The following is a 23,572-nucleotide window of genomic DNA, read 5'->3' as shown; positions in this document are numbered from 1 at the left end:
CACCGGGGAGGGCGCTGCCGGCGCCATCGTCCCACAGCCGGCCGCGCGGCACACGACCCCGTCCGGGGCGCATGCGGCCGCGTACCCGGGTGGGGGAGGTGGATGTCACGCGTGACGGTGGCCGCGTCGGGCGACGGGGACGGTGCCGTGCGGCGCGGCGATGCGAGCCCGGATGCGGGCGATCAGGCCCGTGTGCTCCGCGGCGTCGCCCGAGGCGGCCGTGCGCTCGGCGATGCGGCGACGGCGCTCGACCTCGGACCGGAGGTCGGCGGCGCGGTGTCGGTCGAGCTGGGCGGCGACGTGAGTGGTGGCGAAGTCCATGATCTGCTCCTCGGGTGCGGTGCTGCGTCGGTCGATGCATCCGAGATTCCTCCCTGAGGTGCCTCACGCGGATCGGGCAGGTGCCCTAGATGGGGCCTCAGATTCGACCGGCTCCGCCTCAGAACCGGCCCGCGTATCCCTCAGACTGCGTCGCGCGACACCGGCGCACGCGCGTCAGGACGACGGCACGCCGAACAGCGTCGGCCACCAGGCGACGGCCAGTGGGTAGCCGATGAAGGAGGCCATGTCGATGATCCAGTGCGCGATCACGAGCGGCATGGTGCGTCCCCAGCGGGCGTAGCACCAGCCGAACACGACGCCCATGGCGACGTTGCCGATGAACGGGCCGATGCCCTGGTACAGGTGGTACGTGCCGCGCAGCAGCGCGCTCGCGCCGATGATGCCCCATGTGCCCCAGCCGAGCTCGCGCAGCCGCGTGAAGAGGTACCCGACGACGATCACCTCCTCGACCAGCGCGGCGCGGAGCGCCGAGAGCACGAGGATCGGCACGGTCCACCAGAACGTGTCGAGCGGCGAGGGCACGACCGTGACCGTGATGCCGAGCGCGCGGCCGGCCGCGTAGAGCGCGAGCCCCGGGATGCCGATGACGAGCACCAGGGCGACGCCGGTGCCGAGGTCGCGCCACGGGCGGGTCAGGTCGAACCCGATGCGGCGGAAGGCGCTGCGGCCGGGCCGCCAGAGCAGGTACAGCACGAGCGCGACGACGAACAGGTCGAAGAAGACGTCGAGGAACTGGTAGGTGAAGTCGAGCCACTCGCGTTCCGAGCGCGAGGTGTTGATCGAGGCCGTCTGGTCGCCGAGCGGGGTGTCCGCGGTGAGGCGGGCCGTGATCGAGACGATGGAGTAGACGGCGGATGCCCCGAGCGAGAGCCCGAGCACGATGACGAGCTCCCAGATCGTGCGGGAGTGGGACGCGCGTCCCACTGGGGTCGATCCAGTCGATCCATTCGTCCACATGGCTTCGATTCTCACATCCTGCGCATCGCGCTCAAATGAGCATTCTTCGACTATTCGTTGCACCAGAGGCGCTGATGACGCTCGAATCGTGCGCGGTTCGCAAAGAAACGCTCCGCTCGTTACTACTCGGTAACGAATTCCGCTTCAAGTTGGAACCACCCCCGCGCCGATTTAGAGTCTCTGTCATTGGTGTCGGCCGGCGCTCTCGGGCGCCGGTCGATCTTGTGGAAACAACTACACCTTGCACCCCTGCACAGGAGGAAATGTGAACATCAAGCGTGGGGCGGCTGGCGCAGCCGTCATCGCCGCGGGAGCACTCGTGCTCTCGGGCTGCTCGCTGCCGTATGAGTCAGAGGTCATCGAGGGAACCGAGATCACGGTTTCCTGGAACGACATCATCGACAACTTCAACAGCAGCAGCACCTCGGGTAACAACATCGCGAACAGCAATGTGACCTACCTGACGACGTCGAGCTTCAACTACTACGACAACTCGCCCGAGCTGGTCCAGAACACGGAGTTCGGCTCGTACGAGAAGACCAGCGACGACCCGCTGACCGTCGAGTACACCATCAACGACGACGTCGTGTGGTCCGACGGCACGCCGCTCGACGAGGCCGACATGCTGCTGTCGTGGGCCTACATCTTCGCCGGCGTCACCGACGAGGAGGGCACGCCGCTCTTCAACTACGCGAACCCGCGTGCCGACCTCGCGAGCGCGACGCCCGAGATCGACGACAACAAGCTCGTGCTCGTCTACGACAAGCCCTACGTCGACTGGGAGGTGCAGTTCGGCATCGGTTCGGTCGCCGCGCACGCCGCCGTCCAGCTCGCGTACCCGGAGATCGAGGACGCGCAGGAGGCCAAGGACCAGCTGGTCGAGGCCATCCAGAACAAGGACACCGAGTGGCTCGCGCCGGTCGCCGAGGCGTGGGAGGCGGACTTCCAGTCGGCCAACACCCCCGAGTCCGACCTGGTGAAGCTCTCGTACGGTCCCTACATCGTCGAGGACCTCGTCGAGGAGGACTACGTCACCCTCGTCGCGAACGAGGAGTTCGCCTGGGGCCCCTCGCCCAAGTACGAGCGGATCACCATCCGCCAGATCGCGGACCCGACCGCTCAGGTGCAGTCGCTCCAGAACGGTGACGTCCAGGTCGCTTCGGGCCAGCCCACGCCGGACGTGCTGCAGCTCGTCCAGGAGACCGAGACCGCTGACTACCACACCAGCGACGAGGCCACCTACGAGCACGTCGACCTGACCTTCAACAACGGTGGTCCGTTCGACCCGGCGACCTACGGTGGCGACGAGGAGACCGCGCGCATGGTGCGTGTCGCGTTCCTCAAGACCATCCCGCGCAACGAGATCCTCGAGAAGCTCATCCAGCCGCTCAACCCGAACGCGGTCGTCCGCGACTCGATCCTCCAGATCCCCGGCTCGCCCATGTACGACCCGATCGTCGAGGCGAACGGCTCGGCCGAGTACGCCGAGGTCGACATCGAGGGCGCCGCGGCGCTGCTCGAGGAGGCCGGTGTCGAGACCCCGGTCGAGGTCAAGTTCTGGTACCCCGAGGGCAACGAGCGTCGCGCCCAGGAGTACGAGCTCATCGCCACGTCGGCTGCCCTCGCCGGCTTCGACGTGACCGACGACTCCGAGCCCAACTGGGAGTTCACCGACACCGCCGCGAACCCGACGAACCCGCACGACGCGGTGATCTTCGCCTGGGCGTCGACGAGCCTCGCGCTCACCGGCACCGACCAGTACCTCGGTACCGGGCAGCCCTCGAACTTCGGTGGCTACTCGAACGAGGTCGTGGACACGCGTCTGAGCGACCTCGAGACCGAGCTGGACGAGGACGAGCAGATCCAGATCCAGATCGACGTCGAGACCGAGCTCTGGAACGACGGCTACGGCATCACCATCTTCCAGTTCCCGGGTCTGACGGCATGGGACAAGGGCGTCGAGGGCATCGCCCCGGCTCCGCTCGCGCCGTACTACTTCTGGAACTTCTGGGAGTGGGCGCCGACTGACGGCGCGACCGCCGAGTAATCGGCTATCGCCTCACCCGGTGGGCCGGATGCGCGATCCGCATCCGGCCCACCGGCCTGATCCCGGTGGGGCGAGCGAAGTTGTATCCCAGCTCACGCCGCCTATACTGACCTCTTCGAACCGGCCGCGGCCTCGTGCCGCCGCCCTCGACGGGTCGTCGCCGGGTCTCGTGCCGAACCACCCGTAAGGACCCCCGGTGTTCTCCTTCGTCGCCAGGCGACTCGTCGCCACACTCCTCGTCCTGCTCGTCGCGTCATACGTCGTGTACGTGCTCACCGCCGTCTCGGGCGACCCGCTCGCCGAGCTGCGCGGCAGCCGCGACCCAGACGCGCAGGCCAAGATCGCGGACCTCGCGAACAAGCTCGATCTCGACACGCCGCCCGTGCTCCGCTACTTCACGTGGCTCGGCGGCGCCGCAGGATGCCTCGTCGGCAACTGCGACCTCGGCATCTCCGTCGCTCGCGGCGAGCTGCCCGTCACCGAGGTCATCGCCACCGCGATGGGCTCGACCCTCCAGCTGGTCACTGCTGCCACGATCCTCGCCATCCTCTTCGGCGTCGCGATCGGCATGACGACCGCCCTGCGCCAGTACAGCGGATACGACTACACCGTCACGTTCGCGACCTTCGTCTTCTACTCGCTGCCCGTCTTCTGGGTCGCGGTGCTCCTCAAGCAGTACGGCGGCATCGCCTTCAACCAGTTCCTCGGCGATCCGGTGATCCCGTGGTGGTTCATCCCCATATTCGGGTTGGCGACGGGCTTCATATTGATGGCCGTCGTCGGCGGCGGGCTCGCCACCCGCATCAAGACCTTCCTGTTCACGGGCCTCGCGGGAGCAGTGCTGCTCCTCGCGCTGGACCTGACGGGCTGGTTCGAGGAGCCCTCGATCGGCATCATCGGCATCATCCTGTTCTCGGTGGCCAACGCCCTCATCGTCGCGAGCCTCACCACCGGACTCCGGGACAAGCCCGCACTGATCGCCTTCGGCATCGCCGCCGTCGGCGCTCCGGTCGCGCTCTGGTTCCCCTTCCAGTTCCTGTTCTTCTTCGGGAACGCGTGGTGGACCATCGCGCTCGTCGCGATCATCCTGGTCGTGATCGGCGCGGTCGTCGGCTGGCTGTTCGGCGGCGACCGCCGGGCGAACCTCGCCCGCGTCGTCGGCCTCGCGGCCGGACTCGGCACGATCCCGCTGGTGTTCGACCAGATGTTCCAGCGGTGGGCGACCTACGAGGCGATTATCCCGCTCTCGAGCGGCGTCATCTCGACCATCGGCTCGTCGACCCCGGCGATCGACCGTCGCGACGACTACTGGCTGCAGATGCTCGACTCGCTGACGCACATGATCCTGCCGACGCTGACCCTCATGCTCATCTCGCTCGCCGCCTACACGCGGTACTCGCGGGCGAGCCTGCTCGAGGTCATGAACCAGGACTACGTGCGCACCGCGCGTGCCAAGGGCCTCTCGGAGCGCGTCGTCGTCATGCGCCACGCGTTCCGCAACGCGATGATCCCGATCGCCACGATCATCGCCTTCGACTTCGGCGGCCTGATCGGCGGCGCGGTCATCACCGAGACGGTGTTCGCGTGGAAGGGCATGGGAGCCGTGTTCTCCGATGCCCTGGCACGAACAGACGTGAACCTGATGATGGGCTTCTTCCTCGTCACGGGCGTGCTCGCCGTCATCTTCAACATCATCGCCGACCTCTTGTACTCGGCACTCGATCCGCGAATCCGGGTGAGCTGACATGACCGAACCCAAGAACATCACCGAGGCTCCCGACGAGTCGCGCGGCAGCGAGATCAGCATCGAGCAGCGGCAGGTCGCCGGGCTCAGCCAGGGCGCGATCGTGCGCCGCCGGTTCTTCCAGCACCGCGGCGCGATCATCTCGCTCATCGTGTTCGGGCTCGTGCTCGTGCTCGCGTTCTCGTCGGTGGGCACCGTCATCGGCGGCTCCGGCCGCTACGCGGTCGACACCGTGAACTCCACGCTCGGCATCGACGGGTTCCGCATCCCGGGTTGGTGGGACAAGGACTGGTGGAGCCGCTACGCGATCGTGAACGGCGGGCAGCCGACGATCACGCTCTGGCCGTTCTCGCTCGGCGAGCACCCCTTCGGCCAGGACGACCTGGGCAAGGACATGTTCGCCCGCGTCATGCGCGGCACCCAGCAGTCGCTCGTCGTGGTGTTCCTCGCGGGCATCATCGCCACCGTCATCGGCGTCGTGATCGGCGCGGTCTCCGGCTTCTACCGCGGCCGCATCGACTCGCTGCTCATGCGCTTCACCGACGTGATCATCATCATCCCGATCCTCGTGCTCGGTGCCGTGCTCGCCCGTACCTTCGGCGGCAACGCGATCACGATCGGCGTGCTGCTCGGCGCGATCGCCTGGACGGGCCTCGCGCGTCTCGTGCGCGCCGAGTTCCTCGCCCTGCGCGAGCGGGAGTTCGTCGACGCGGCCCGAGTCGCCGGTGCCAGCGACGGCCGCATCATCTTCAAGCACATCCTGCCGAACACCGTCGGCGTGGTCGTGGTGAACTCGACGCTGCTCATGAGCGCCGCGATCCTCATCGAGGTGTCGCTCAGCTTCCTCGGCTTCGGCATCACCACGCCCGACATCTCGCTGGGTCAGCTCATCAACCAGTACCAGGGCGCGTTCAGCACGCGGCCGTGGCTGTTCTGGTGGCCGGGCATCTTCATCATCATCATCGCCCTCTGCATCAACTTCGTCGGCGACGGCCTCCGCGATGCGTTCGACCCGCGCCAGAAGCGCGTGCCGAACTTCAACGGCCCGATGTCGGAGATGCGCCGCTGGTGGGCGCAGCGCGGCGCGGACCGCGCGGGCGCGGTCGCTCCCGGCGGGTCGGCGATCGATGCGTCGGCTCCCGGCGGATCGGCGCGCGGCGGGTCGACCGAAGACCGGTGATGGCGATGCGCCTAGACCACGACGCCCAGCACGACCGCGAGGACGAGCACCGCGAATCCCGCGATCGTGGCGATGTGCAGCGTCACGTCGCGCGGACTGCCGTCGTCGACCAGCCGGTCGCTGTCGCGCAGCGCCTCCCAGCGCCGGCGCACCAGGTACGCGGCCGCGCCCGAGTCGCTCGAGACGAGGTCGCCGGGTCGCACCGTGCCGGCCACGTAGCTCGACTCGGGCAGGTGGGTGCCGTGCTCCCGCTGCGCGAACAGCAGCGAGTAGCGACCGGGTGCGGGTGCCGCCCAGGCGCTCACGCGCCCGTGCGTCGTGTCGAGCATGAGCGAGTAGCGCGTGTCGATGCGGCGGATCTGGCCCCACGGCACGCGGATCGTGCGGAACACGTTCGCGACCACGACGCCCTCGTCGTCGATGCGCACCGACGGGCGCCAGTAGGCCGCCCAGGCGCCGAAGGCGAGCAGGGCGAGCATCGGCGTGAAGGCGAGCAGGTCGCCGGGCGCGCCCATGAGGGCCGCGACGAAGCCGATGCCGCAGGCGACGAACACGGCTCCCGCGAGCCATCGACCGAAACGGGGGCGGAAGACATGTACCTCGGACACCACACCATCGTCGCAGACGCGATGCGAACCATCCCGAAAGGCCACCTCCAGTGAACGAGACGCAGAGCCGGACCGAACCGGTCCTCGAAGTGCGCGACCTCGGCATCGACTTCTGGGTCGAGGGCGAGTGGGTGTCGGCGGCACGTGGCATCAACTACACCCTGAACCCGGGTGACGTGCTCGCCATCGTGGGCGAGTCCGGCTCGGGCAAGTCCACGAGCTCGATGGGCGTGCTCGGGCTCCTGCCCGGCAACGGCCGCGCGACCGGCAGCGCGAAGCTGTCGGGCGAGGAACTCATCGGCGCGCCGGTGTCGAAGCTGCGCAAGGTGCGCGGCCAGGGCATCGCCGTCATCTTCCAGGAGCCGATGACGGCGCTGAACCCGGTCTACACGGTCGGGTACCAGATCGTCGAGGCGCTCCAGATCCACCACCCGAACATGCGGCGCAAGCAGGCGACCGATCGGGCCATCGAGCTGCTCACCCAGGTCGAGATGCCCGACCCGCAGAAGGCGTTCGACTCCTTCCCGCACCAGCTCTCGGGCGGCCAGCGCCAGCGCGCGATGATCGCGCAGTCGATGGCGAACGACCCGAAGCTGCTCATCGCCGACGAGCCGACCACCGCGCTCGACGTCACCGTGCAGGCCGAGATCCTCGACCTCATGCGACGCCTGCACACCGAGCTCGGCTCGGCGATCGTGCTGATCACCCACGACATGGGCGTCGTGGCCGATCTCGCCGACCAGGTCATCGTCATGAAGGACGGCGCGGTCGTCGAGAACGGCAGCGTGGTCGACGTGTTCAACGCGCCGAAGCACCCGTACACGCAGGCCCTCCTCGCGGCCGTGCCGCACCTCGGCACGGTCTCGACCGACGAGGCCGAGGTCGCACAGCGCGTCGAGTCGGAGTCGGTGCTGCACATGAGCGACGTCGTGCTCGAGTACCCGAAGCGCGGGCGCGTGCCGGCGTTCAGGGCGGTCGACGGCGTCGACCTCGAGATCCGTCGTGGCGAGGTCGTCGGCCTCGTGGGCGAGTCGGGCTCGGGCAAGACCACGATCGGTCGTGCGGCGATCGGCCTGCTCCCCGTGCACTCGGGCGAGATGACGGTCGCGGGCCGCAGCATGGTCGGCGTCAGCCCCAAGGAACTGCGCGACATCCGCAAGGACATCGGCATCGTCTTCCAGGACCCGGGTTCGTCGCTGAACCCGCGCATCCCGGTGGGCGAGTCGATCGCCGAGCCGCTCATCCTCGCCGGTGAGAAGGACAAGAAGGTCGTCAATGCCCGGGTCGAGGAGCTGCTCGACGCGGTCGAGCTGCCGCGCTCGATGCGCAACCGCTACCCGCACGAGCTCTCGGGCGGTCAGCGCCAGCGCATCGGCATCGCCCGCGCGCTCGCGCTGAAGCCGAAGCTGCTCGTCGCCGACGAGCCGACGAGTGCCCTCGACGTGTCGGTGCAGGCGCGCGTGCTCGAGCTGTTCACGTCGCTGCAGCAGGACCTCGGGTTCGGATGCCTCTTCGTGACGCACGACCTCGGCGTCGTCGACCAGCTGGCCGACCGCATCGCCGTGATGCACAACGGCAAGCTCGTCGAGCAGGGCACGCGCGACCAGATCCTCCGCAACCCGAAGGACCCGTACACGCAGCGCCTGATCGCGGCGGTGCCGGTGCCGGATCCGATGGAGCAGCGCGAGCGCCGCGAGCGGCGTCGCACGACGCTCGGCTGATCGCACCGACCAGCCAGCGGTGACGAGGCCCCGAGACCGGCGGCGCGGGAACGCGCGGTTCCTCCTGGCGCGCGCCCGCGCCGCCCTGCCGGTGCTCGTCGCGCTCGCGGTCACGACCGCCGTCGCCGCGGCGACCCTCGCGGGGCTCGTCGGCGCGATCGCCGTCGTCGAGTCGCGCGCCGCGCTGGCGGCCGTCGCGGCCGCGCCGGGCGACGGCGACCGCGTGCTCGTGCGCCCGGAGTCGGGCGACCCCGTCGACGCGGAGCCGTCGGTTCGCGACGCGCTCGGGGCGCTCGGCGCACCGGGCGCCCTCGCCGTCGCCGTCGACGGCCGCACCCTGGTGCTGACGCCCGACCCCGCGCGCTTCACGGCCGACGCTGCGGCGGCCCTCGCCCGCGGGCTCGGCGATCTCGACGACGCCGTGGCCGATGCCGGCGGCCCCGAGGTGCAGGTCTCGGGCGGGCTGCGCCGCACGTTGGTCGACGTGCTCCCGGGGCTCGAGTCGCGGCGCGGCCCGACCGCGGTCGCCGTCGGCATCACCGGGCTCGTGGCCGCGGTCGCGGTGGCGGCGGTCGCACTCGAGGTCGTGCGCGTGCGCACCACGGAGACGCGCCTGCAGCGCGCCCGCGGCGCCTCGCGCCGGCGACTCGTCGGCATCGCCGCATCCGAGGCCGTCGTGATCGCGGCGATCGGCGCGATCGCGGGCGCCGTGGCCGGCACGCTCGTCGCGGCGCTCGTGGGCGGTGTCGCGGTCGGCGTCCGGCCCGCGGTCGCCGTGGGCGCCGCCGTCGTGCTGGTCGCCGTGGCCGCGGTGGTGATCGGCACGTTCCGCGGCGCCGACCGCACCTCGGCGCGGGCCGACGGCACGGCGCTGATCGGCACGGCCGTGCTCGTGGCGATCGTCACGGGCGTCGCCGTCTGGCAGTTCGCGCAGGCGGGCAGCGCGGTGGTCGTCCGCGGCGACGGCTCCCGCGGCATCGACCCCATCGTCGCGATGGCTCCCGCGCTGGTGCTCGCCCTCGCGGGACTCGTCGCCGTCGCGGTCGCCGCGCCGATCGCCCGCGCGATCGCGGCCACGTTCCGTGCGAGCCGCGGCGCGAGCCCGGTGACGCCGCTGCGTCTCGCCTCGCGCCGGCCCGCCCGGCATGCGGTCACCATCGCCGTGGTCGTGCTCGCCGCCGGCGCGGTGACGCTCGCGGTCGCCTACCGGGGCAGCATCGAGGCGCTCGGCGCCGCCCCCGAGGACGTGCGGGTCGGCGCCGACGTGCGCGTCGAGCTGCCCGACGGGGTGTCCGCAGCGGAGGTCGCCGCGGTCGCCGGCGCCGACGCGGCCATGGCGGTGCGCCCGCTCGAGGTGCGCGGCAGCGACGGCACCATCCCCGTGCTCCCCGTGCAGGCGGCACAGCTGGGCGACGTGCTCGCCGACGCCGACGGCACGGTCGACCCGCCCGCGCTCGCAGAGGCGCTCGGCCAGGGCGGCGACGGCCCTGCGGGCGTCGCGCTCCCAGCGCGCACCCGGTCGTTCACCGTCGAGCTGCACGTGCCCGAGGGGAGTACCAGCAGTCGGACGGGTCGACCTTCACCGGCCCGCCGCCGGGCATGACGGCGGGCTTCGTGCTGGCCGATGCCGAGGGGCGGTTCGCCCGGCTCGCCGCGACGAACGTGGAGATCACCGAGCTCGAGGAATCCGAGGCCGGCCAAGTGGTCGAGTTCGAGAACCTCATGGATTCGACGACCGAGCTCGAACTGCCTGCCGGCGGTCCCTGGACGATCGTGGAGCTGCGCGTCGGGCACGCGGAGGAGTGGGGGATCGGGGCGCCTGCCGGTGCACCCGTCGACCTCGTGGTGCGAGCGGACGGGCGGCCGGTCGACCTGAGCCCGCTCGAGCTGGCACCGGGCGGCGACGGGTCGATCCAGGAGCTCGGCGACGGCATCCGGGTGGTCGTGCCATCGCCCTCCGGCCCGTCGGCCGAGGCGGTGCGCGCGGTGCCCGCGGGCGCGCCGACGCGGGTGCCCGCGGTGGTCACCGAGCAGGTCGCCGCAGAGCTGGGCGCCGAGGTCGGCGACGAGCTCTCGCTGCGCATCCCGACCATGAACGCCACCATCGACTTCGCGGTCGCCGACGTCATCCCGCTGCTGCCCGGTGCTCCCGACGGGCAGGGCATCCTGACCGACCTGGTCACCGCGTCGCTGTCTGCCGCCGTGCCGCTCGAGCCGACCGAGGTCTGGTTCGGCACGACGGATGCGGCGGAGGTCGCGCTCGCGGTCGAGGAGGCGTTCCCCGCGGCATCCGTCGGGGTCGCCGACCCCCTCGCGGCCGCAGACGCCGAGCGCACCGCCATCGCGTTCGTGCTCGCGGCCGCCGCGGCGATCGTGCTCGCCCTCGTCGTGCTCGTGCTGCGGCGCACCCGCACGAGGCAGGACACCCGCGAGCTCGCCGTGCTCGCGGTGCTCGGCCTCGGCCGTCGCGGCGCGGCGCGCGTGCGCACGCTCGAGGAGGTCTCCACGCTCGTGCTGGGCGCCCTCGGCGGCGTGGCCGCGGGCCTCGCGACCGCGTGGGTCGTCGTGCCCGCGCTCGTGCGCGGCGCATACGTCGACCTGCCGGAGACGTTCCCGGTCGTGCTCGACGTCGACCCGCTGGCGCTCGGCGCCGCGGTCGGCGCACTGCTGGCCGCGAGCATCCTGATCGCCGCGACCGTGCGCGCCCCCGCCGCGCTCGCCCCCGTGCTCCGGGAGGACGAATGACGACGTCCCCGGGCATCGCGCGGCTGACCCGCCGCCGCTTCGCCACGCCCCGCAGCGCCGCGCTCGTGATCGTGGCGCTCACGGCGCTCGTCGCGTTCGTGGTCGCTGCGGCTCCGCGCGCGCTGGCCGGCGTGATCCGCGACGAGGTCGCCTACCAGGTCGACCAGGTCGCGCCGACCGGTCGCGACCTCACCGGACGCATGCTCGTCGCGCCGCTGCCCGGCGCCGCAACCGACCCCGCCGCCGTCGAGGGCTGGGACGAGGGGGCGGATGCGGCGTTCGGCGCGTTCGGCGAACGGCTCGCCGAGGTCGTGGGAGGTGTCGACCCGGCGCTCGCGCCGCTGCTCGGCGAGCCCGGGTTCGCCGTCTACGAGGTGCCGATCGTCGCCGAGCCCGAGGAGCTGCCCGCCACCGCCCCGACGGGCGTCGTGCAATTGCTCGCCGACGTGCGCATGCGCAGCGAGCTCGAGGTCGTCGAGGGGGAGTGGCCGGCGACGTACGACGGCAACGGTGAGCTCGAGATCGTGCTCGCCCGCGACGCCGCGGACACGATGGCGTGGCCGGTCGGCGAACTGCGCACCATGCCCGGGAACCTGGGCCCGAACGACCCGCCCGGCGAGCCGGTGCGCCTGGTCGGCGTGGTCGAGGCGGTCGACCCCGACGCGGACCGCTGGCAGCACCTGCCCAACCCGCTGAGCGCGGCCATCTTCGACGACGGCAACCGCCGCCCCACCGCCACCGCGGCCGCCTACGTCGACGCCGCCGGCTGGCACGACCTGCCAGACCGCCTGCACTACCAGCCGCAGACCACCGTCTGGATCCCGCTCGACGCCGATGCCGCCGCCGAGCAGGACCCGGCGGAGCTGCTCGCCGCGATGCGCGGCGCGACGGCGCAGTCCGAGCGCATGGACTCCAGCGGCGACGCGCGCATCCGCTTCGACAGCACCGTGGTCGACGTGCTCGCCACCGCGGTCGCCCGCTCGCACGCGGCCAGCGCGATCCTCACGGTCGCCGCGGTCGGCCCGATCGCGGTGAGCGTCGCGCTCGTCGTGCTCGCCGCATCGCTGGTGGTGCGCCGGCGTCGCGGTGACCTCGCGCTGCTCGCCGCCCGCGGCGCGCCGATCGGGCTGCTGCGCCGGCTGCTCGCGCTCGAGGGGCTCATCCTCGGCGTGCCGGTCGCCGTCGTCGCCGCCGCGGTCGCGGTCGCCGTGGTGCCGACCGACGCCGGCTGGCTCGGCACCGCGATCGCGGCGCTCGTCGGCCTCGTACCCGCCGTCGCGCTCGCGGGTGCGCTGCGCCCCGTATCGCTCGCGCCCGGCCGCGCCGACCTCGACGCCCCGGTGCGCGGTCGCGCCCGCCGCATCATCGAGGGCGCCGTGCTGCTCGTCGCGGCGATCGCGGTGACGCTGCTCGTCGTGCGCGGCATCGGTCCGTCGACGGGCGGCGTCGATCCGCTGGTCGTGGCGGCGCCGCTGCTCGCGACCGTCGCGCTCGCGCTCATCGTCGTGCGGCTGCATCCGCTGCCCATCGCTGCCGTGCTGCGGCGCGCCACCCGCGGCCGGGGCGTCGTCGCGCTCGTCGGCGCCGCCCGCACGCTGCGCGACCCGGCCGCCGGCACCACGGCGGTCCTCGCGATGCTCGTCGCGGTGGCGGTCGCGGTGTTCTCGTCGCTCGTGCTCGCGACCGTCGATGGCGGCGCGCAGCAGGCGGCCGAACGGCAGGTCGGCGCCGACATCCGTGTTTCGGGCCCGTTCTTCGACCCCGAGCGCACCGACGCGATCCGCGGGATCGACGGCGTGGAGGACGCGGTCGGCCTGCTCGTGGGCGACCGCGCCCCGGTCGACGGGCCCGACGGCGGTGCGCCCGCGATCGTGCTCGCGACCGAGACCGAGCGCCTCGCCGCGGTGCAGGCCGACCTCGACGAGGGCTTCCGCTTCGTCGACCTCGCACCCGGGGACGACACCGTGCAGGCGCTCGCCTCGCCGTCCCTGGTCGAGGCGGTCGGCGACGGCACCATCACCGTCGCGTACACCGATGTCGAGGTCGTCGGCGAGATCGCGCGCATCGCGGGGGAGAACACGCCCGCGGACTGGCTGCTCGTCGATGCGGAGGACTACCGCGCGGTCACCGCGCTCGGCTACTTCCCCCAGGTGCTGCTCGTCGACGTGGCGGACGGAGCGGACGCTGCGGCCGTCGCGGCGGCGGTCTCCGAGACGATCGCGGGCCCGCACGCGATCGAGCGGCTCGACGAGCGCACGACGCGCATCCAGGGCTCGCCCGCCGTGACCGCGCTGCGCGTCGCGCTGCTGCTCGCCCTCGGCCTTGCCGTCGTGCTCTCGATGATCGCCGTGCTGCTCGTCGCGGGCGTCTCGCGCGACGCCCGCTCGCGCACCATCGCGCTGCTGCGCACGATGGGGCTCGACCGACGCCAGTCGCGCGGCATCGTCGCGTGGGAGTTCGCCCCGCTCGGTGCGACCGCGCTCGTGGGCGGCACCCTGCTCGGCGCCGTGCTGCCGCTGCTCGTCGTCGCCGCGGTCGACCTCAGACCGTTCACCGGCGGTGCCGTGCAACCCGGCATCGCCGTCGACCCCGTGCTGACCGGCGCGCTCGTCGCGGCCGTCGCCGTCGCGCTCGCCCTCGCGGTCGTCGTCGGCGTCGTGACCGCCCGCACGACCTCCATCGCCACCGTGCTCCGAACCGAGGAGGACCGATGACCACCACGTCCATCGCCGACACCGGCCCCGACATCGAGTGCCACGGGCTCGTGCGCATCTTCACGGTCGCCGACATCGAGGTGCAGGCGCTCCAGGGCCTCGACCTGCTCGTCGACCGCGGCGAGCTCGTCGCGCTCGTCGGCGCGTCGGGCTCGGGCAAGTCGACGCTGCTCTCCATCCTGTCGGCGCTCGACGCGCCCACCGCGGGCAAGGCGACCGTGGCGGGCCGCGACCTGCCGTCGCTGTTGAACCGCGAGCGCGTGCGCTATCGCCGCGAGGTCGTCGGCTTCGTCTGGCAGCAGACCGCGCGCAACCTCCTGCCATACCTCTCGGCGCTCGAGAACGTGCAGCTCGCCCGCGCCATCGGCGGCGACCGCAAGCACCCCGAGCGGGCGCACGAGCTGCTCGACCTCGCGGGCGTCGCCGACCTCGCCGACCGCCGGCCCGCCGAGCTGTCGGGAGGCCAGCAGCAGCGCGTCGCGATCGCGGTCGCCCTCGCGAACGACCCGCGGGTGCTGCTCGCCGACGAGCCGACCGGCGACCTCGACGAGCACGCCTCGGTCGAGGTGCTCGAGACATTCGAGACCGTGAACCGCGAGCTCGGCACCACGGCGCTGCTCGTGACGCACGACCCGACCGTGTCGGAGCACGTGCAGCGCACCGTGCAGATCCGCGACGGCCGCACCTCGACCGAGGTGCTGCGCTGGACCCACACCGACGACGAGGGCGCGAGCACGCCATGGCCGAGGAGTTCGCGGTGCTCGACAGGGTCGGCCGGCTCCAGCTGCCCGACGACTACATGGCGCGCCTGTCGCTGCGCGAGCGCGTGCGGCTGCGGCTCGAGGCCGACCACGTGGGGGTGTGGCCGGGCCATCGGGGCGCCCCCGAGCCGGGGAGCGCCGATGCTGCGCCGGTCGACCAGCACGAGGCATCCGATTCGCCCGAGGGCGATGACCCGCAGGGAGGCGACCGTGGCTGAGCACGTGCTCGAGGCGGAGGGCCTCTCCGTCGTCCACCGCACGCCGGCCGGTGACGTGACAGCGCTGGCCGACGCATCCCTCACCCTCTCGCCCGGCGAGTTCGTCGTGCTCATCGGGCCGTCGGGTGCCGGCAAGACGACGCTGCTGCACGTGCTCGGCGGCATCCAGCCGCCCACGACCGGCACCGTTCAGGTGGGAGGCGTCGACCTGACGACCGCGGCCGAGTCCGAGGTCGATCGCATCCGCCGCGACGAGGTCGGGTTCGTGTTCCAGTCGTTCGGCCTGATCGGCGCGCTGTCGGCGCAGGAGAACGTCGAGTTGCCGCTGCGCATCCAAGGGGCGGATGCCTCCGAGCGCGCCGAGCGAGTCGGCATGCTGCTCGACCGGGTCGGCCTCGCCGGCCACGCGTCGCAGCGCCCCGCGGAGCTCTCGGGCGGACAGCAGCAGCGCGTCGGCATCGCTCGTTCGCTCGCGGGTCGCCCCCGCATCCTGCTCGCCGACGAGCCCACCGGCCAGCTCGACTCGACGACGGCCGCCGCCATGGTCGAGCTGATCGCGTCGATCGCGCACGACGATGGGCTCGCGGTGCTGCTGTCGACCCACGACCCGTCGATCGTGGAGCGGGCCGACCGGGTGCTCGAATTGCACGACGGCGTGCTGCGATAGGCTGTCCTGTCGGCTTCCCGGCGTTCTCCCTCACTTTCAAGGACTTCTCCATGGCCTCCGCCACTCGCTCCGACGTGCGCAACGTCGCGATCGTCGCCCACGTCGACCACGGCAAGACCACGCTCGTCGACGCCATGCTCAAGCAGACGCACTCGTTCGCCGAGCACGCGCACGTGGACGATCGCGCGATGGACTCGAACGAGCTCGAGCGCGAGAAGGGCATCACGATCCTCGCCAAGAACACGGCGGTGGAATACGCGGGGGAGCACGCGACGGGCGGCCCGGTCACCATCAACGTGATCGACACCCCCGGCCACGCCGACTTCGGCGGCGAGGTCGAGCGCGGCCTGTCCATGGTCGACGGCGTCGTGCTGCTCGTCGACGCGAGCGAGGGCCCGCTGCCGCAGACCCGCTTCGTGCTGCGCAAGGCGCTGGAGGCGCGCCTGCCGGTCATCCTGCTGGTGAACAAGACCGACCGGCCGGATGCCCGCATCGACGAGGTCGTCGCCGAGAGCCAGGACCTGCTGCTCGGCCTCGCGTCCGACCTGTCGGACGACGTGCCCGACCTCGACCTCGACGCGATCCTCGACGTGCCGGTCGTGTACGCCTCCGGCAAGGCCGGCCGCGCGTCGACCACGAAGCCGGTCGACGGCTCGCTGCCCGACTCCGAGGACCTCGAGCCGCTGTTCGAGGCGATCCTCACGCACATCCCCGCGCCGACCTACGACGACGAGGCCCCGCTGCAGGCGTGGGTCACGAACCTCGACGCGTCGCCGTTCCTCGGCCGCCTCGCGCTGCTGCGCGTGTTCAACGGCACCATCCGCAAGGGCCAGACGGTCGCGTGGGTGCGCCACGACGGCACGCACTCGAACGTGCGCATCACCGAGCTGCTGAAGACCAAGGCGCTCGAGCGCCACCCGGCCGAGGAGGCCGGCCCCGGCGACATCATCGCCGTCGCGGGCATCGAGGAGATCACCATCGGCGAGACCCTCGCCGACCCGGAGGACGTGCGTCCGCTCGAGGCGATCCACGTCGACGACCCCGCGATCTCGATGACGATCGGCACGAACACGTCGCCGCTGGTCGGCAAGGTCAAGGGCCACAAGCTCACCGCGCGCATGGTCAAGGACCGCCTCGACCGCGAGCTCATCGGCAACGTCTCGCTCAAGGTGCTCGACATCGGCAAGCCCGACGCGTGGGAGGTGCAGGGCCGCGGCGAGCTCGCCCTGGCCATCCTCGTCGAGCAGATGCGCCGCGAGGGCTTCGAGCTCACCGTCGGCAAGCCGCAGGTGGTCACCCGCACCGTCGACGGCAAGGTGCACGAGCCCTACGAGCACCTGACGATCGACGCCCCCGAGGAGTACCTCGGCGCGATCACGCAGCTGCTCGCCGCCCGCAAGGGCCGCATGGAGAACATGACGAACCACGGCACCGGCTGGGTGCGCATGGAGTTCGTCGTGCCGAGCCGCGGCCTCATCGGCTTCCGCACCGAGTTCCTCACCATCACCCGCGGCACGGGCATCGCGAACGCGATCTCGCACGGCTACGACGAGTGGGCGGGCGTCATCACGACCCGCAACAACGGCTCGATCGTCGCCGACCGCTCGGGCGTCGTGACGCCGTTCGCCATCATCGCCCTGCAGGAGCGCATGACGTTCTTCGTGAACCCCACGGAGGAGGTGTACGAGGGCATGGTCATCGGCGAGAACTCGCGCAACGACGACATGGACGTGAACATCACCAAGGAGAAGAAGCTCACGAACATGCGCTCCTCGACCGCCGACACGTTCGAGTCGATGACGCCGTCGCGCCAGCTCTCGCTCGAGGAGTGCCTGGAGTTCGCCCGCGAGGACGAGTGCGTCGAGGTCACGCCCGAGAAGGTGCGCATCCGCAAGGTCGAGCTCGACGCCACGGCCCGTGCGCGGGCCGCATCGCGCCTCAAGAAGCAGGCGTAGCCGCAGGTTCCGGATGCCGGTGGGCGAGGCCCGCCGGGGGAGCGAGCGCCCGCGCGCAGCTCGGCGCAGGGCTCAATACCGAGCGTTCTTTCAGGTTGGGTCGCGTAGCGTACGTCGGGTCGCTTGACGACCGTTACCCGAATGTTACTTTTGCTCTAGGTTCCCCCAGCTATGCCCCGTCGTTCCACCGGCCGCCGTGCCGCCCCGCGCCGCAGCGTGTTCGCCCCCGACGCCGCCGCGCCCTGCGCTCGACGTCGCGCACCGCGCGGCGCACGACCGAGCGCACGACTCCCCGCGTCCTCCGCGGCGTGCAGCGCATGCTCCGGGACGCGTCCGTCGCGACCTCGCGCTGGTTCGAGGGCCCCGAGCGGCCGCTGAGCGCCGAGGCCTACCGCGCCCGCAAGGCGCGCCTGCGCACCGCGACGAGCGGCCTCGGGTTCCTGTTCGTCGGCGCCCTCGCGGTGTCGACGACCCTGCCCGCCGCCGCGCTCACGTCGCGCGACGGCGAGGTGCAGGCCTCGGTGTACGACCAGGCGCCGGCCGAGGACCCGCAGACGATCGTCGTGGGCGCCGCGGAGCTCGAGCCCGTGCAGACGGGTTCCTACGACGTCGAGAAGGCACCGCCGCCCCTGTACACGTCGGTCGCCGGCGTCGGCGTCACGGCCCTCGCCGACGTGGAGAAGGTCGTCTGGCCGTTCCCGAACCACTCGAAGATCAGCGACGGCTTCGGCTACCGTGTCGCGCCCTGCTACGGCTGCTCGACCAACCACGACGGCGTCGACTTCAACCCCGGCGCGGGCACAGCGATCGGCTCGATCTCCGACGGCGTGGTCGTCACGGCGACCGCGGGCGGCGGCGGTCTCGGCAACTACGTCGAGGTGCAGCACAACATCGGCGGTCGCCTCGTCACGAGCCTCTACGCGCACATGCAGGCCGGCTCGATCTCGGTCTCTGTCGGCCAGCAGGTCACCGCGGGCCAGACGCTCGGCCGGGTCGGCTCGACCGGGCAGTCCACAGGCCCCCACCTGCACCTCGAGATGTACTACACCGACGGCGTGCGCTTCGACGGCTACGCCTGGCTGCTCAGCCACGTCAACTGACGCGACCGCGTACGCAGATCGCGGAAACGCGGCGCGAGTACCCGCGTTTCGCGTACTCGGTGCGGCGCGGGGCGACCGCGTCAGCGACCGGTGAACTCCGGCGTGCGCTTGTCGAGGAACGCGCTCGTGCCCTCGCGCATGTCCTCGGTGCCGAACGCGCGTGAGAACCCACCGATCTCGAGTTCGGTCGCACGCTCGGTCGGCGTGCCCGACGCGTCGACCAGCACCCGCTTCGCGAGCGCGACCGCGCTCGGCGACCGCGTGCCGATCTCGTCGAGCGTCGCACGGGCGGCGGCGAGCAGCGCGTCGCGATCGGACTCGACCCGCGAGACCAGCCCGATGCGCTCGGCCTCGGCGGCGTCGACCATGCGGCCCGAGTAGATGAGCTCCTTCGCCCGGGCCAGTCCGACCGCGCGCGGCAGCCGCACGGTGCCGCCGAACCCGGGGATCACGCCGAGCGACACCTCGGGCAGTCCGAACCGCGACTGCGCCGACGCGTAGACGAAGTCGCAGGCGAGCGCGAGCTCGAGGCCCCCGCCGAGCGCGTAGCCGTCGACGCAGGCGATCACGGGTGCGCCGAGCGACTCGATGCGCGCGACCGCGTCGTGCCCGAGCCGGCCCATCGCGGCGGCGCCCTCCGCGTCGAGGTCGGAGAGCTCGCGGATGTCGGCGCCGGCGACGAACGCGCGACCGCCCGCGCCGACCAGCACGACGCCCCGCAGCGCGGTGCCGGCCCCGGCGAGGGCGTCGAACGCCGCGGCGAGCTCCTCGAGCACGCGCCGCGAGAGCGCGTTGAGCGCCGCGGGCCGGTCGATCGTCACGGTCGCGACCGCGCCGTCCCAGGTCGTCGTGATCACGGGCTGGTCGTCCATGGGGCTCCTCGCGTCATCGGCAGGTCGGTGACCAACGGTACGCGACCCGGCCACCACCCGGGAAGCGGCTCGTGGGTGACCCCGATGCAGGCGCCCGACCCGGGCAATACACTGCCAGCATGCCCTCCACCGCACTCCGTGCCGCCTCCGCCGTCGCCGTGTCCGCCGCCCTCGCCGTGAGCCTCAGCGGGTGCTTCGGCAACCCGCTCGAGCAGATCGTGAACCAGGGCGTCGAGGAGGCCATCGAGGGCGCGACCGGCGGTGCGGTCGGCGTCGGCGAGATGCCCGAGGGCTGGCCGAACGAGGTGCCGGTCGTCGACGGCGAGGTCCTCTTCGGCGCATCCGGCACCGCCAACAACGAGACCGGCTGGGCGGTGACCATCCAGGCCGAGTCCTCCGACGCGCTCGAGCAGGCCCGGCAGCAGCTGCTCGCAGCGGGCTTCACCGAGGACGACACGTTCGCCGAGGCGGGCACCGCCGGCGTCGCCGCGTTCAGCAACCCGCGCTACGACGTGGTGGTCACGGCGGGCAACGACGGCATCGTCTACGTCGTCGTCCCCGCAGGTCAGTGACCGGGGGCTCGCCCGCGTCGGCATCATGGCCGGCGCCGTGCTCGCGGGCGCCGCGTACGGCCTGCTCGGCACGCTCGGGCACCGGCTGGCGTGGACCGTCGGCACGGTCACGATCCCGTGGGGCATCGTCCTCGCGCTCGCGGGGGCGGCCGCGCTGCTCGCCGGATTACGCCTCGTGACGCACGACCGCTGGGTCGCGTTCGCGGGCGCGTTCGGCCTCGTGGGCGTCGTCTCGCTGCTCTCGCTGCCGCAGGCGGGCGGAACCGTGCTGGTCTCGGAGGGCATCGCGGGCCTCGCGTGGGCGGTCGGCCCGACGCTCGTCGCCGTGCTCGTCGTGGCGTGGCCGACGCTGCCGCAGCCGCGCCGCACCGACGCGTAGACTGGCTGGGCCCGCCTACCGAAGGGAACGCGAACACCGTGACCTATGTCATCGCCCTCCCGTGCGTCGACGTCAAAGACCGCGCCTGCATCGACGAATGCCCCGTCGACTGCATCTACGAGGGGGAGCGTTCGCTCTACATCCACCCGGACGAATGCGTCGACTGCGGCGCATGCGAGCCGGTCTGCCCGGTCGAGGCGATCTACTACGAGGACGACCTGCCCGACCAGTGGGCCGACTACTACAAGGCCAACGTCGAGTTCTTCGACGACATCGGCTCGCCCGGCGGGGCGGCCAAGGTCGGCGTGATCGCCAAGGACCACCCGGTCGTCGCCGCGCTGCCGCCGCAGGCCCACTGACCGTGGCGCTCGGCGAGCTCCCGGACTACCCCTGGGACCTCATGACGCCGTACCGCGAGCGCGCGGCACGGCACCCGGGCGGAACGGTCGACCTCTCGATCGGCTCGCCCGTCGACGCCACGCCCGACGTCGTGCGCGACGCCCTCCGCGACGCGACCGACGCGCACGCGTACCCCACCACGACCGGCACCCCCGAGCTTCGCGCGGCGATCGTCGAGTGGTTCGCGCGACGCCGCGGCGTCACCGGACTCTCGGGCGACCACGTGCTGCCCACGATCGGCTCGAAGGAGCTGGTCGCGATGCTGCCGTTCATGCTCGGCGTGGGCGAGGGCGACGTGGTCGTGCACCCGCGCGCCGCGTACCCCACCTACGCGGTGGGCGCCACCTTCGCGGGCGCCGACGCCGTGGCATCCGACGACCCCGCCGAGTGGCCCGAGGAGACCGCGCTGGTCTGGCTGAACAGCCCGGGCAACCCCGACGGCCGCGTGCTCGACGTCGAGGCGCTGCGCGCCGCGCACGCACGGGCGCGCGAGCTGGGCGCCGTGGTCGTGAACGACGAGTGCTACGCCGAATTGGGGTGGGATGCCCCGTGGGACGCGCAGCGCGTGCCGAGCATCCTCGACCCACGCGTCGTCGGCGACGACCGCACCGACACGCTCGCCGTGTACTCGCTCAGCAAGCAGTCGAACATGGCCGGGTACCGCGGTGCATTCGTCGCCGGCTGCCGCACCCGCATCGCGCGACTGCTCAACGTGCGCAAGCACGGCGGGCTCATGCCGCCCGCGCCGTTGCAGGCGGCGATGGTGGCCGCCCTCGGCGACGACGCGCACGTGGCGGAGCAGAAGGCGCGCTACCGCGCCCGCCGCGACGCGCTGGTGCCCGCGCTCGTCGCGGCCGGGTTCCGTATCGACCACTCCGAGGCGGGGCTCTACCTCTGGGCCACCGAGGGGCGCGACGCGTGGGAGAGCATCGACCGGCTCGCCGGGCTCGGCATCGTCGCGGGCCCCGGCCACTTCTACGGCCCCCACTTCCCGGAGCACGTGCGCCTGTCGCTGACGGCCAGCGACGAGCGCGTCGCCGAGGCGGCGGCACGGTTGTCGGCCGCGTCCTGAGTCGCGGCGGCCCAGGAGCACCCGCTCGCCATTGGCTGAATCGTGCAGGCGTCCACGGGGATCGTTGGCGGATGCGACAGTAGGTCGCCGCGCCGTCTAGGCTGTATGCGGGCGCCCCGGCCGTGAACCGGCGGGCGCCCATCCCCCGAGACACACCCGGATCACAGGAGGCGCCGTGGGCGACGTCGAGACGCGAACGAGTGGCGAGCCGGAGCAGGCGACGCTGACCTACCCGGGAGGGACTGCGAGCTTCCCGGTCGTTCCGTCGGTCGAGGGGGCGTCGAGCATCGACATCTCGACGTTCATGAAGCAGACGGGCATGACCACGCTCGACTACGGCTTCGCGAACACCGCCGCGACCCGCTCGTCGGTCACCTACATCGACGGCAACCAGGGCATCCTGCGCTACCGCGGCTACCCGATCGAGCAGCTCGCACAGGGCTCCACGTTCCTCGAGGTCGCGTGGCTGCTCATCTACGGCAACCTGCCGACGGCCGACGAGCTCGCCGCATTCGACGAGCGCATCCGTCGCCACACGCTCCTGCACGAGGACCTCAAGCGCTTCTTCTCGGCCCTGCCGCATACGGCGCACCCCATGTCGGTGCTCTCGAGCGCGGTGTCGGCGCTCTCCACGTACTACGAGGACTCCTCCGACCCGAACGACCCCGAGCAGGTCGAGCTCACCACGATCCGCCTGCTCGCGAAGCTCCCGGTCATCGCCGCCTACGCGCACAAGAAGTCGCTCGGCCAGGCGTTCCTGTACCCGGACAACTCGCTGTCGTACATCGACAACTTCCTCAAGATGAACTTCGGCATCCTCGCCGAGCCGTACGAGATCGACCCGACCGTGTCGGCCGCGCTCGACCGGCTGCTCATCCTGCACGAGGACCACGAGCAGAACGCGTCGACCTCGACCGTGCGCCTCGTCGGCTCGACCGGCGCGAACCTGTACGCATCGGTCTCGGCCGGCATCAACGCGCTCTACGGCCCGCTGCACGGCGGCGCCAACGAGGCCGTGCTCGAGATGCTCGCGGGCATCAAGGCCTCGGGCGAGGGCGTGCGCGGCTTCGTCGAGCGCGTCAAGCGCAAGGAGGAGGGCGTGCGCCTGATGGGCTTCGGCCACCGGGTGTACAAGAACTACGACCCGCGCGCGAAGCTCGTCAAGGAGAGCGCCGACGCCGTGCTCGCCGGCCTCGGGGTGAACGACCCGCTGCTCGACATCGCCAAGGAGCTCGAGCAGATCGCGCTCGAGGACGACTACTTCCGCCAGCGCAAGCTCTACCCGAACGTCGACTTCTACACCGGCGTCATCTACAAGGCCATGGGCTTCCCGACGCGCATGTTCACCGTGCTGTTCGCGATCGGCCGCCTCCCCGGCTGGATCGCGCACTGGCGGGAGATGCAGCTCGACGGCTCGACCAAGATCGGCCGCCCGCAGCAGCTCTACGTGGGCGAGTCCGACCGGCAGTTCCCCGCGCGCTGAGCCTGCGCGGCAGCTGCGCGCGCGGAGCGTGCGGCA

The 23,572-nt window shown here is 71.9% G+C and carries 19 protein-coding genes; 15 read left to right on the top strand and 4 right to left on the bottom strand.

Annotated features, from left to right (window positions below):
• Window positions 1-105 precede the first annotated feature (105 nt).
• Window positions 106-321, bottom strand: coding sequence for a hypothetical protein (locus QUE38_RS01855; RefSeq protein WP_286309880.1), 216 nt, complete (start codon window positions 319-321; stop codon window positions 106-108).
• A 174-nt stretch (window positions 322-495) separates the two neighbouring features.
• Window positions 496-1,299 (bottom strand): CPBP family intramembrane glutamic endopeptidase, encoded by an 804-nt coding sequence (locus QUE38_RS01850; RefSeq protein ID WP_286309879.1) that lies wholly within the window; start codon window positions 1,297-1,299, stop codon window positions 496-498.
• Between the two features lie 265 nt (window positions 1,300-1,564).
• Between QUE38_RS01850 and QUE38_RS01845 the strand changes: the two genes are divergently transcribed.
• The 3 genes from QUE38_RS01845 (at window position 1,565) to QUE38_RS01835 (ending at window position 6,270) form a co-directional block, all read left to right on the top strand.
• Window positions 1,565-3,346, top strand: coding sequence for an ABC transporter family substrate-binding protein (locus QUE38_RS01845; RefSeq protein ID WP_286309878.1), 1,782 nt, complete (start codon window positions 1,565-1,567; stop codon window positions 3,344-3,346).
• Between the two features lie 196 nt (window positions 3,347-3,542).
• Window positions 3,543-5,090 carry an ABC transporter permease subunit gene (locus QUE38_RS01840; RefSeq protein WP_286309877.1) on the top strand — a complete coding sequence of 516 codons (1,548 nt, stop codon included), beginning with the start codon at window positions 3,543-3,545 and terminating at the stop codon, window positions 5,088-5,090.
• A gap of 1 nt (window position 5,091) precedes the next feature.
• Window positions 5,092-6,270, top strand: coding sequence for an ABC transporter permease (locus QUE38_RS01835; RefSeq protein WP_286309876.1), 1,179 nt, complete (start codon window positions 5,092-5,094; stop codon window positions 6,268-6,270).
• Between the two features lie 11 nt (window positions 6,271-6,281).
• Here the strand turns inward: QUE38_RS01835 and QUE38_RS01830 are convergent, their stop codons facing one another.
• Complete coding sequence (locus tag QUE38_RS01830) at window positions 6,282-6,878, bottom strand: PH domain-containing protein (RefSeq protein ID WP_286309875.1); 597 nt, start codon at window positions 6,876-6,878, stop codon at window positions 6,282-6,284.
• A 50-nt stretch (window positions 6,879-6,928) separates the two neighbouring features.
• On the opposite strand from QUE38_RS01830, the gene QUE38_RS01825 reads away from it, so the two are divergent.
• From QUE38_RS01825 to QUE38_RS01790, 7 genes are all read left to right on the top strand, one after another.
• Window positions 6,929-8,599 carry an ABC transporter ATP-binding protein gene (locus QUE38_RS01825; RefSeq protein WP_286309874.1) on the top strand — a complete coding sequence of 557 codons (1,671 nt, stop codon included), beginning with the start codon at window positions 6,929-6,931 and terminating at the stop codon, window positions 8,597-8,599.
• A 19-nt stretch (window positions 8,600-8,618) separates the two neighbouring features.
• The gene (locus tag QUE38_RS01820) at window positions 8,619-10,202 is read left to right on the top strand and encodes an FtsX-like permease family protein (RefSeq protein WP_286309873.1); all 1,584 of its coding nucleotides are present in this window, start codon (window positions 8,619-8,621) and stop codon (window positions 10,200-10,202) included.
• Window positions 10,199-11,344, top strand: coding sequence for an FtsX-like permease family protein (locus QUE38_RS01815; RefSeq protein ID WP_286309872.1), 1,146 nt, complete (start codon window positions 10,199-10,201; stop codon window positions 11,342-11,344). The genes QUE38_RS01820 and QUE38_RS01815 overlap by 4 nt, the downstream gene beginning before the upstream one ends.
• The gene (locus QUE38_RS01810) at window positions 11,341-14,058 is read left to right on the top strand and encodes an FtsX-like permease family protein (RefSeq protein ID WP_286309871.1); all 2,718 of its coding nucleotides are present in this window, start codon (window positions 11,341-11,343) and stop codon (window positions 14,056-14,058) included. The genes QUE38_RS01815 and QUE38_RS01810 overlap by 4 nt, the downstream gene beginning before the upstream one ends.
• Window positions 14,055-15,704 carry an ABC transporter ATP-binding protein gene (locus QUE38_RS17795; protein ID WP_433996932.1) on the top strand — a complete coding sequence of 550 codons (1,650 nt, stop codon included), beginning with the start codon at window positions 14,055-14,057 and terminating at the stop codon, window positions 15,702-15,704. The genes QUE38_RS01810 and QUE38_RS17795 overlap by 4 nt, the downstream gene beginning before the upstream one ends.
• A gap of 50 nt (window positions 15,705-15,754) precedes the next feature.
• Window positions 15,755-17,659 carry a translational GTPase TypA gene (gene typA, locus QUE38_RS01795; RefSeq protein WP_286309869.1) on the top strand — a complete coding sequence of 635 codons (1,905 nt, stop codon included), beginning with the start codon at window positions 15,755-15,757 and terminating at the stop codon, window positions 17,657-17,659.
• Between the two features lie 317 nt (window positions 17,660-17,976).
• Entirely contained in the window at window positions 17,977-18,759 is a 783-nt protein-coding gene (locus QUE38_RS01790; protein WP_286309868.1) for a M23 family metallopeptidase, read from the top strand.
• An 80-nt stretch (window positions 18,760-18,839) separates the two neighbouring features.
• Here QUE38_RS01790 and QUE38_RS01785 read toward each other — a convergent pair whose 3' ends face one another.
• Window positions 18,840-19,631 (bottom strand): enoyl-CoA hydratase/isomerase family protein, encoded by a 792-nt coding sequence (locus QUE38_RS01785; RefSeq protein WP_286309867.1) that lies wholly within the window; start codon window positions 19,629-19,631, stop codon window positions 18,840-18,842.
• A 119-nt stretch (window positions 19,632-19,750) separates the two neighbouring features.
• Here QUE38_RS01785 and QUE38_RS01780 point away from each other — a divergent pair, with 119 nt between their 5' ends.
• The 5 genes from QUE38_RS01780 (at window position 19,751) to QUE38_RS01760 (ending at window position 23,536) form a co-directional block, all read left to right on the top strand.
• Window positions 19,751-20,203 carry a hypothetical protein gene (locus tag QUE38_RS01780; RefSeq protein WP_286309866.1) on the top strand — a complete coding sequence of 151 codons (453 nt, stop codon included), beginning with the start codon at window positions 19,751-19,753 and terminating at the stop codon, window positions 20,201-20,203.
• Window positions 20,204-20,228: 25 nt separating this feature from the next.
• The gene (locus tag QUE38_RS01775; RefSeq protein WP_286309865.1) at window positions 20,229-20,582 is read left to right on the top strand and encodes a DUF6113 family protein; all 354 of its coding nucleotides are present in this window, start codon (window positions 20,229-20,231) and stop codon (window positions 20,580-20,582) included.
• Window positions 20,583-20,620: 38 nt separating this feature from the next.
• A complete protein-coding gene (gene fdxA, locus QUE38_RS01770; protein WP_281885769.1) occupies window positions 20,621-20,941 on the top strand; it encodes a ferredoxin in 321 nt (106 codons plus the stop codon).
• Between the two features lie 2 nt (window positions 20,942-20,943).
• Window positions 20,944-22,053 carry a succinyldiaminopimelate transaminase gene (gene dapC, locus QUE38_RS01765; RefSeq protein ID WP_286309864.1) on the top strand — a complete coding sequence of 370 codons (1,110 nt, stop codon included), beginning with the start codon at window positions 20,944-20,946 and terminating at the stop codon, window positions 22,051-22,053.
• Window positions 22,054-22,228: 175 nt separating this feature from the next.
• Window positions 22,229-23,536, top strand: a complete 1,308-nt coding sequence (locus QUE38_RS01760) for a citrate synthase (RefSeq protein WP_286309863.1) — start codon at window positions 22,229-22,231, stop codon at window positions 23,534-23,536.
• Window positions 23,537-23,572: the final 36 nt, after the last annotated feature.

The sequence above is a fragment of the Agromyces mangrovi genome, from assembly GCF_030296695.1.
Classification (GTDB): domain Bacteria; phylum Actinomycetota; class Actinomycetes; order Actinomycetales; family Microbacteriaceae; genus Agromyces; species Agromyces mangrovi.
This window is presented reverse-complemented; position numbering and strand designations above follow the sequence as displayed.

Bases quoted from the DNA above. Each gene is read 5' to 3' on its own strand.
- QUE38_RS01855 (WP_286309880.1), bottom strand. From the start codon at position 321: ATGGACTTCGCCACCACTCACGTCGCCGCCCAGCTCGACCGACACCGC.
- QUE38_RS01850 (WP_286309879.1), bottom strand. From the start codon at position 1,299: ATGTGGACGAATGGATCGACTGGATCGACCCCAGTGGGACGCGCGTCC.
- QUE38_RS01835 (WP_286309876.1), top strand. From the start codon at position 5,092: ATGACCGAACCCAAGAACATCACCGAGGCTCCCGACGAGTCGCGCGGC.
- QUE38_RS01815 (WP_286309872.1), top strand. From the start codon at position 10,199: ATGACGGCGGGCTTCGTGCTGGCCGATGCCGAGGGGCGGTTCGCCCGG.
- QUE38_RS01810 (WP_286309871.1), top strand. From the start codon at position 11,341: ATGACGACGTCCCCGGGCATCGCGCGGCTGACCCGCCGCCGCTTCGCC.
- QUE38_RS17795 (WP_433996932.1), top strand. From the start codon at position 14,055: ATGACCACCACGTCCATCGCCGACACCGGCCCCGACATCGAGTGCCAC.
- typA (WP_286309869.1), top strand. From the start codon at position 15,755: ATGGCCTCCGCCACTCGCTCCGACGTGCGCAACGTCGCGATCGTCGCC.
- QUE38_RS01790 (WP_286309868.1), top strand. From the start codon at position 17,977: ATGCTCCGGGACGCGTCCGTCGCGACCTCGCGCTGGTTCGAGGGCCCC.
- QUE38_RS01785 (WP_286309867.1), bottom strand. From the start codon at position 19,631: ATGGACGACCAGCCCGTGATCACGACGACCTGGGACGGCGCGGTCGCG.
- QUE38_RS01780 (WP_286309866.1), top strand. From the start codon at position 19,751: ATGCCCTCCACCGCACTCCGTGCCGCCTCCGCCGTCGCCGTGTCCGCC.
- QUE38_RS01775 (WP_286309865.1), top strand. From the start codon at position 20,229: ATGGCCGGCGCCGTGCTCGCGGGCGCCGCGTACGGCCTGCTCGGCACG.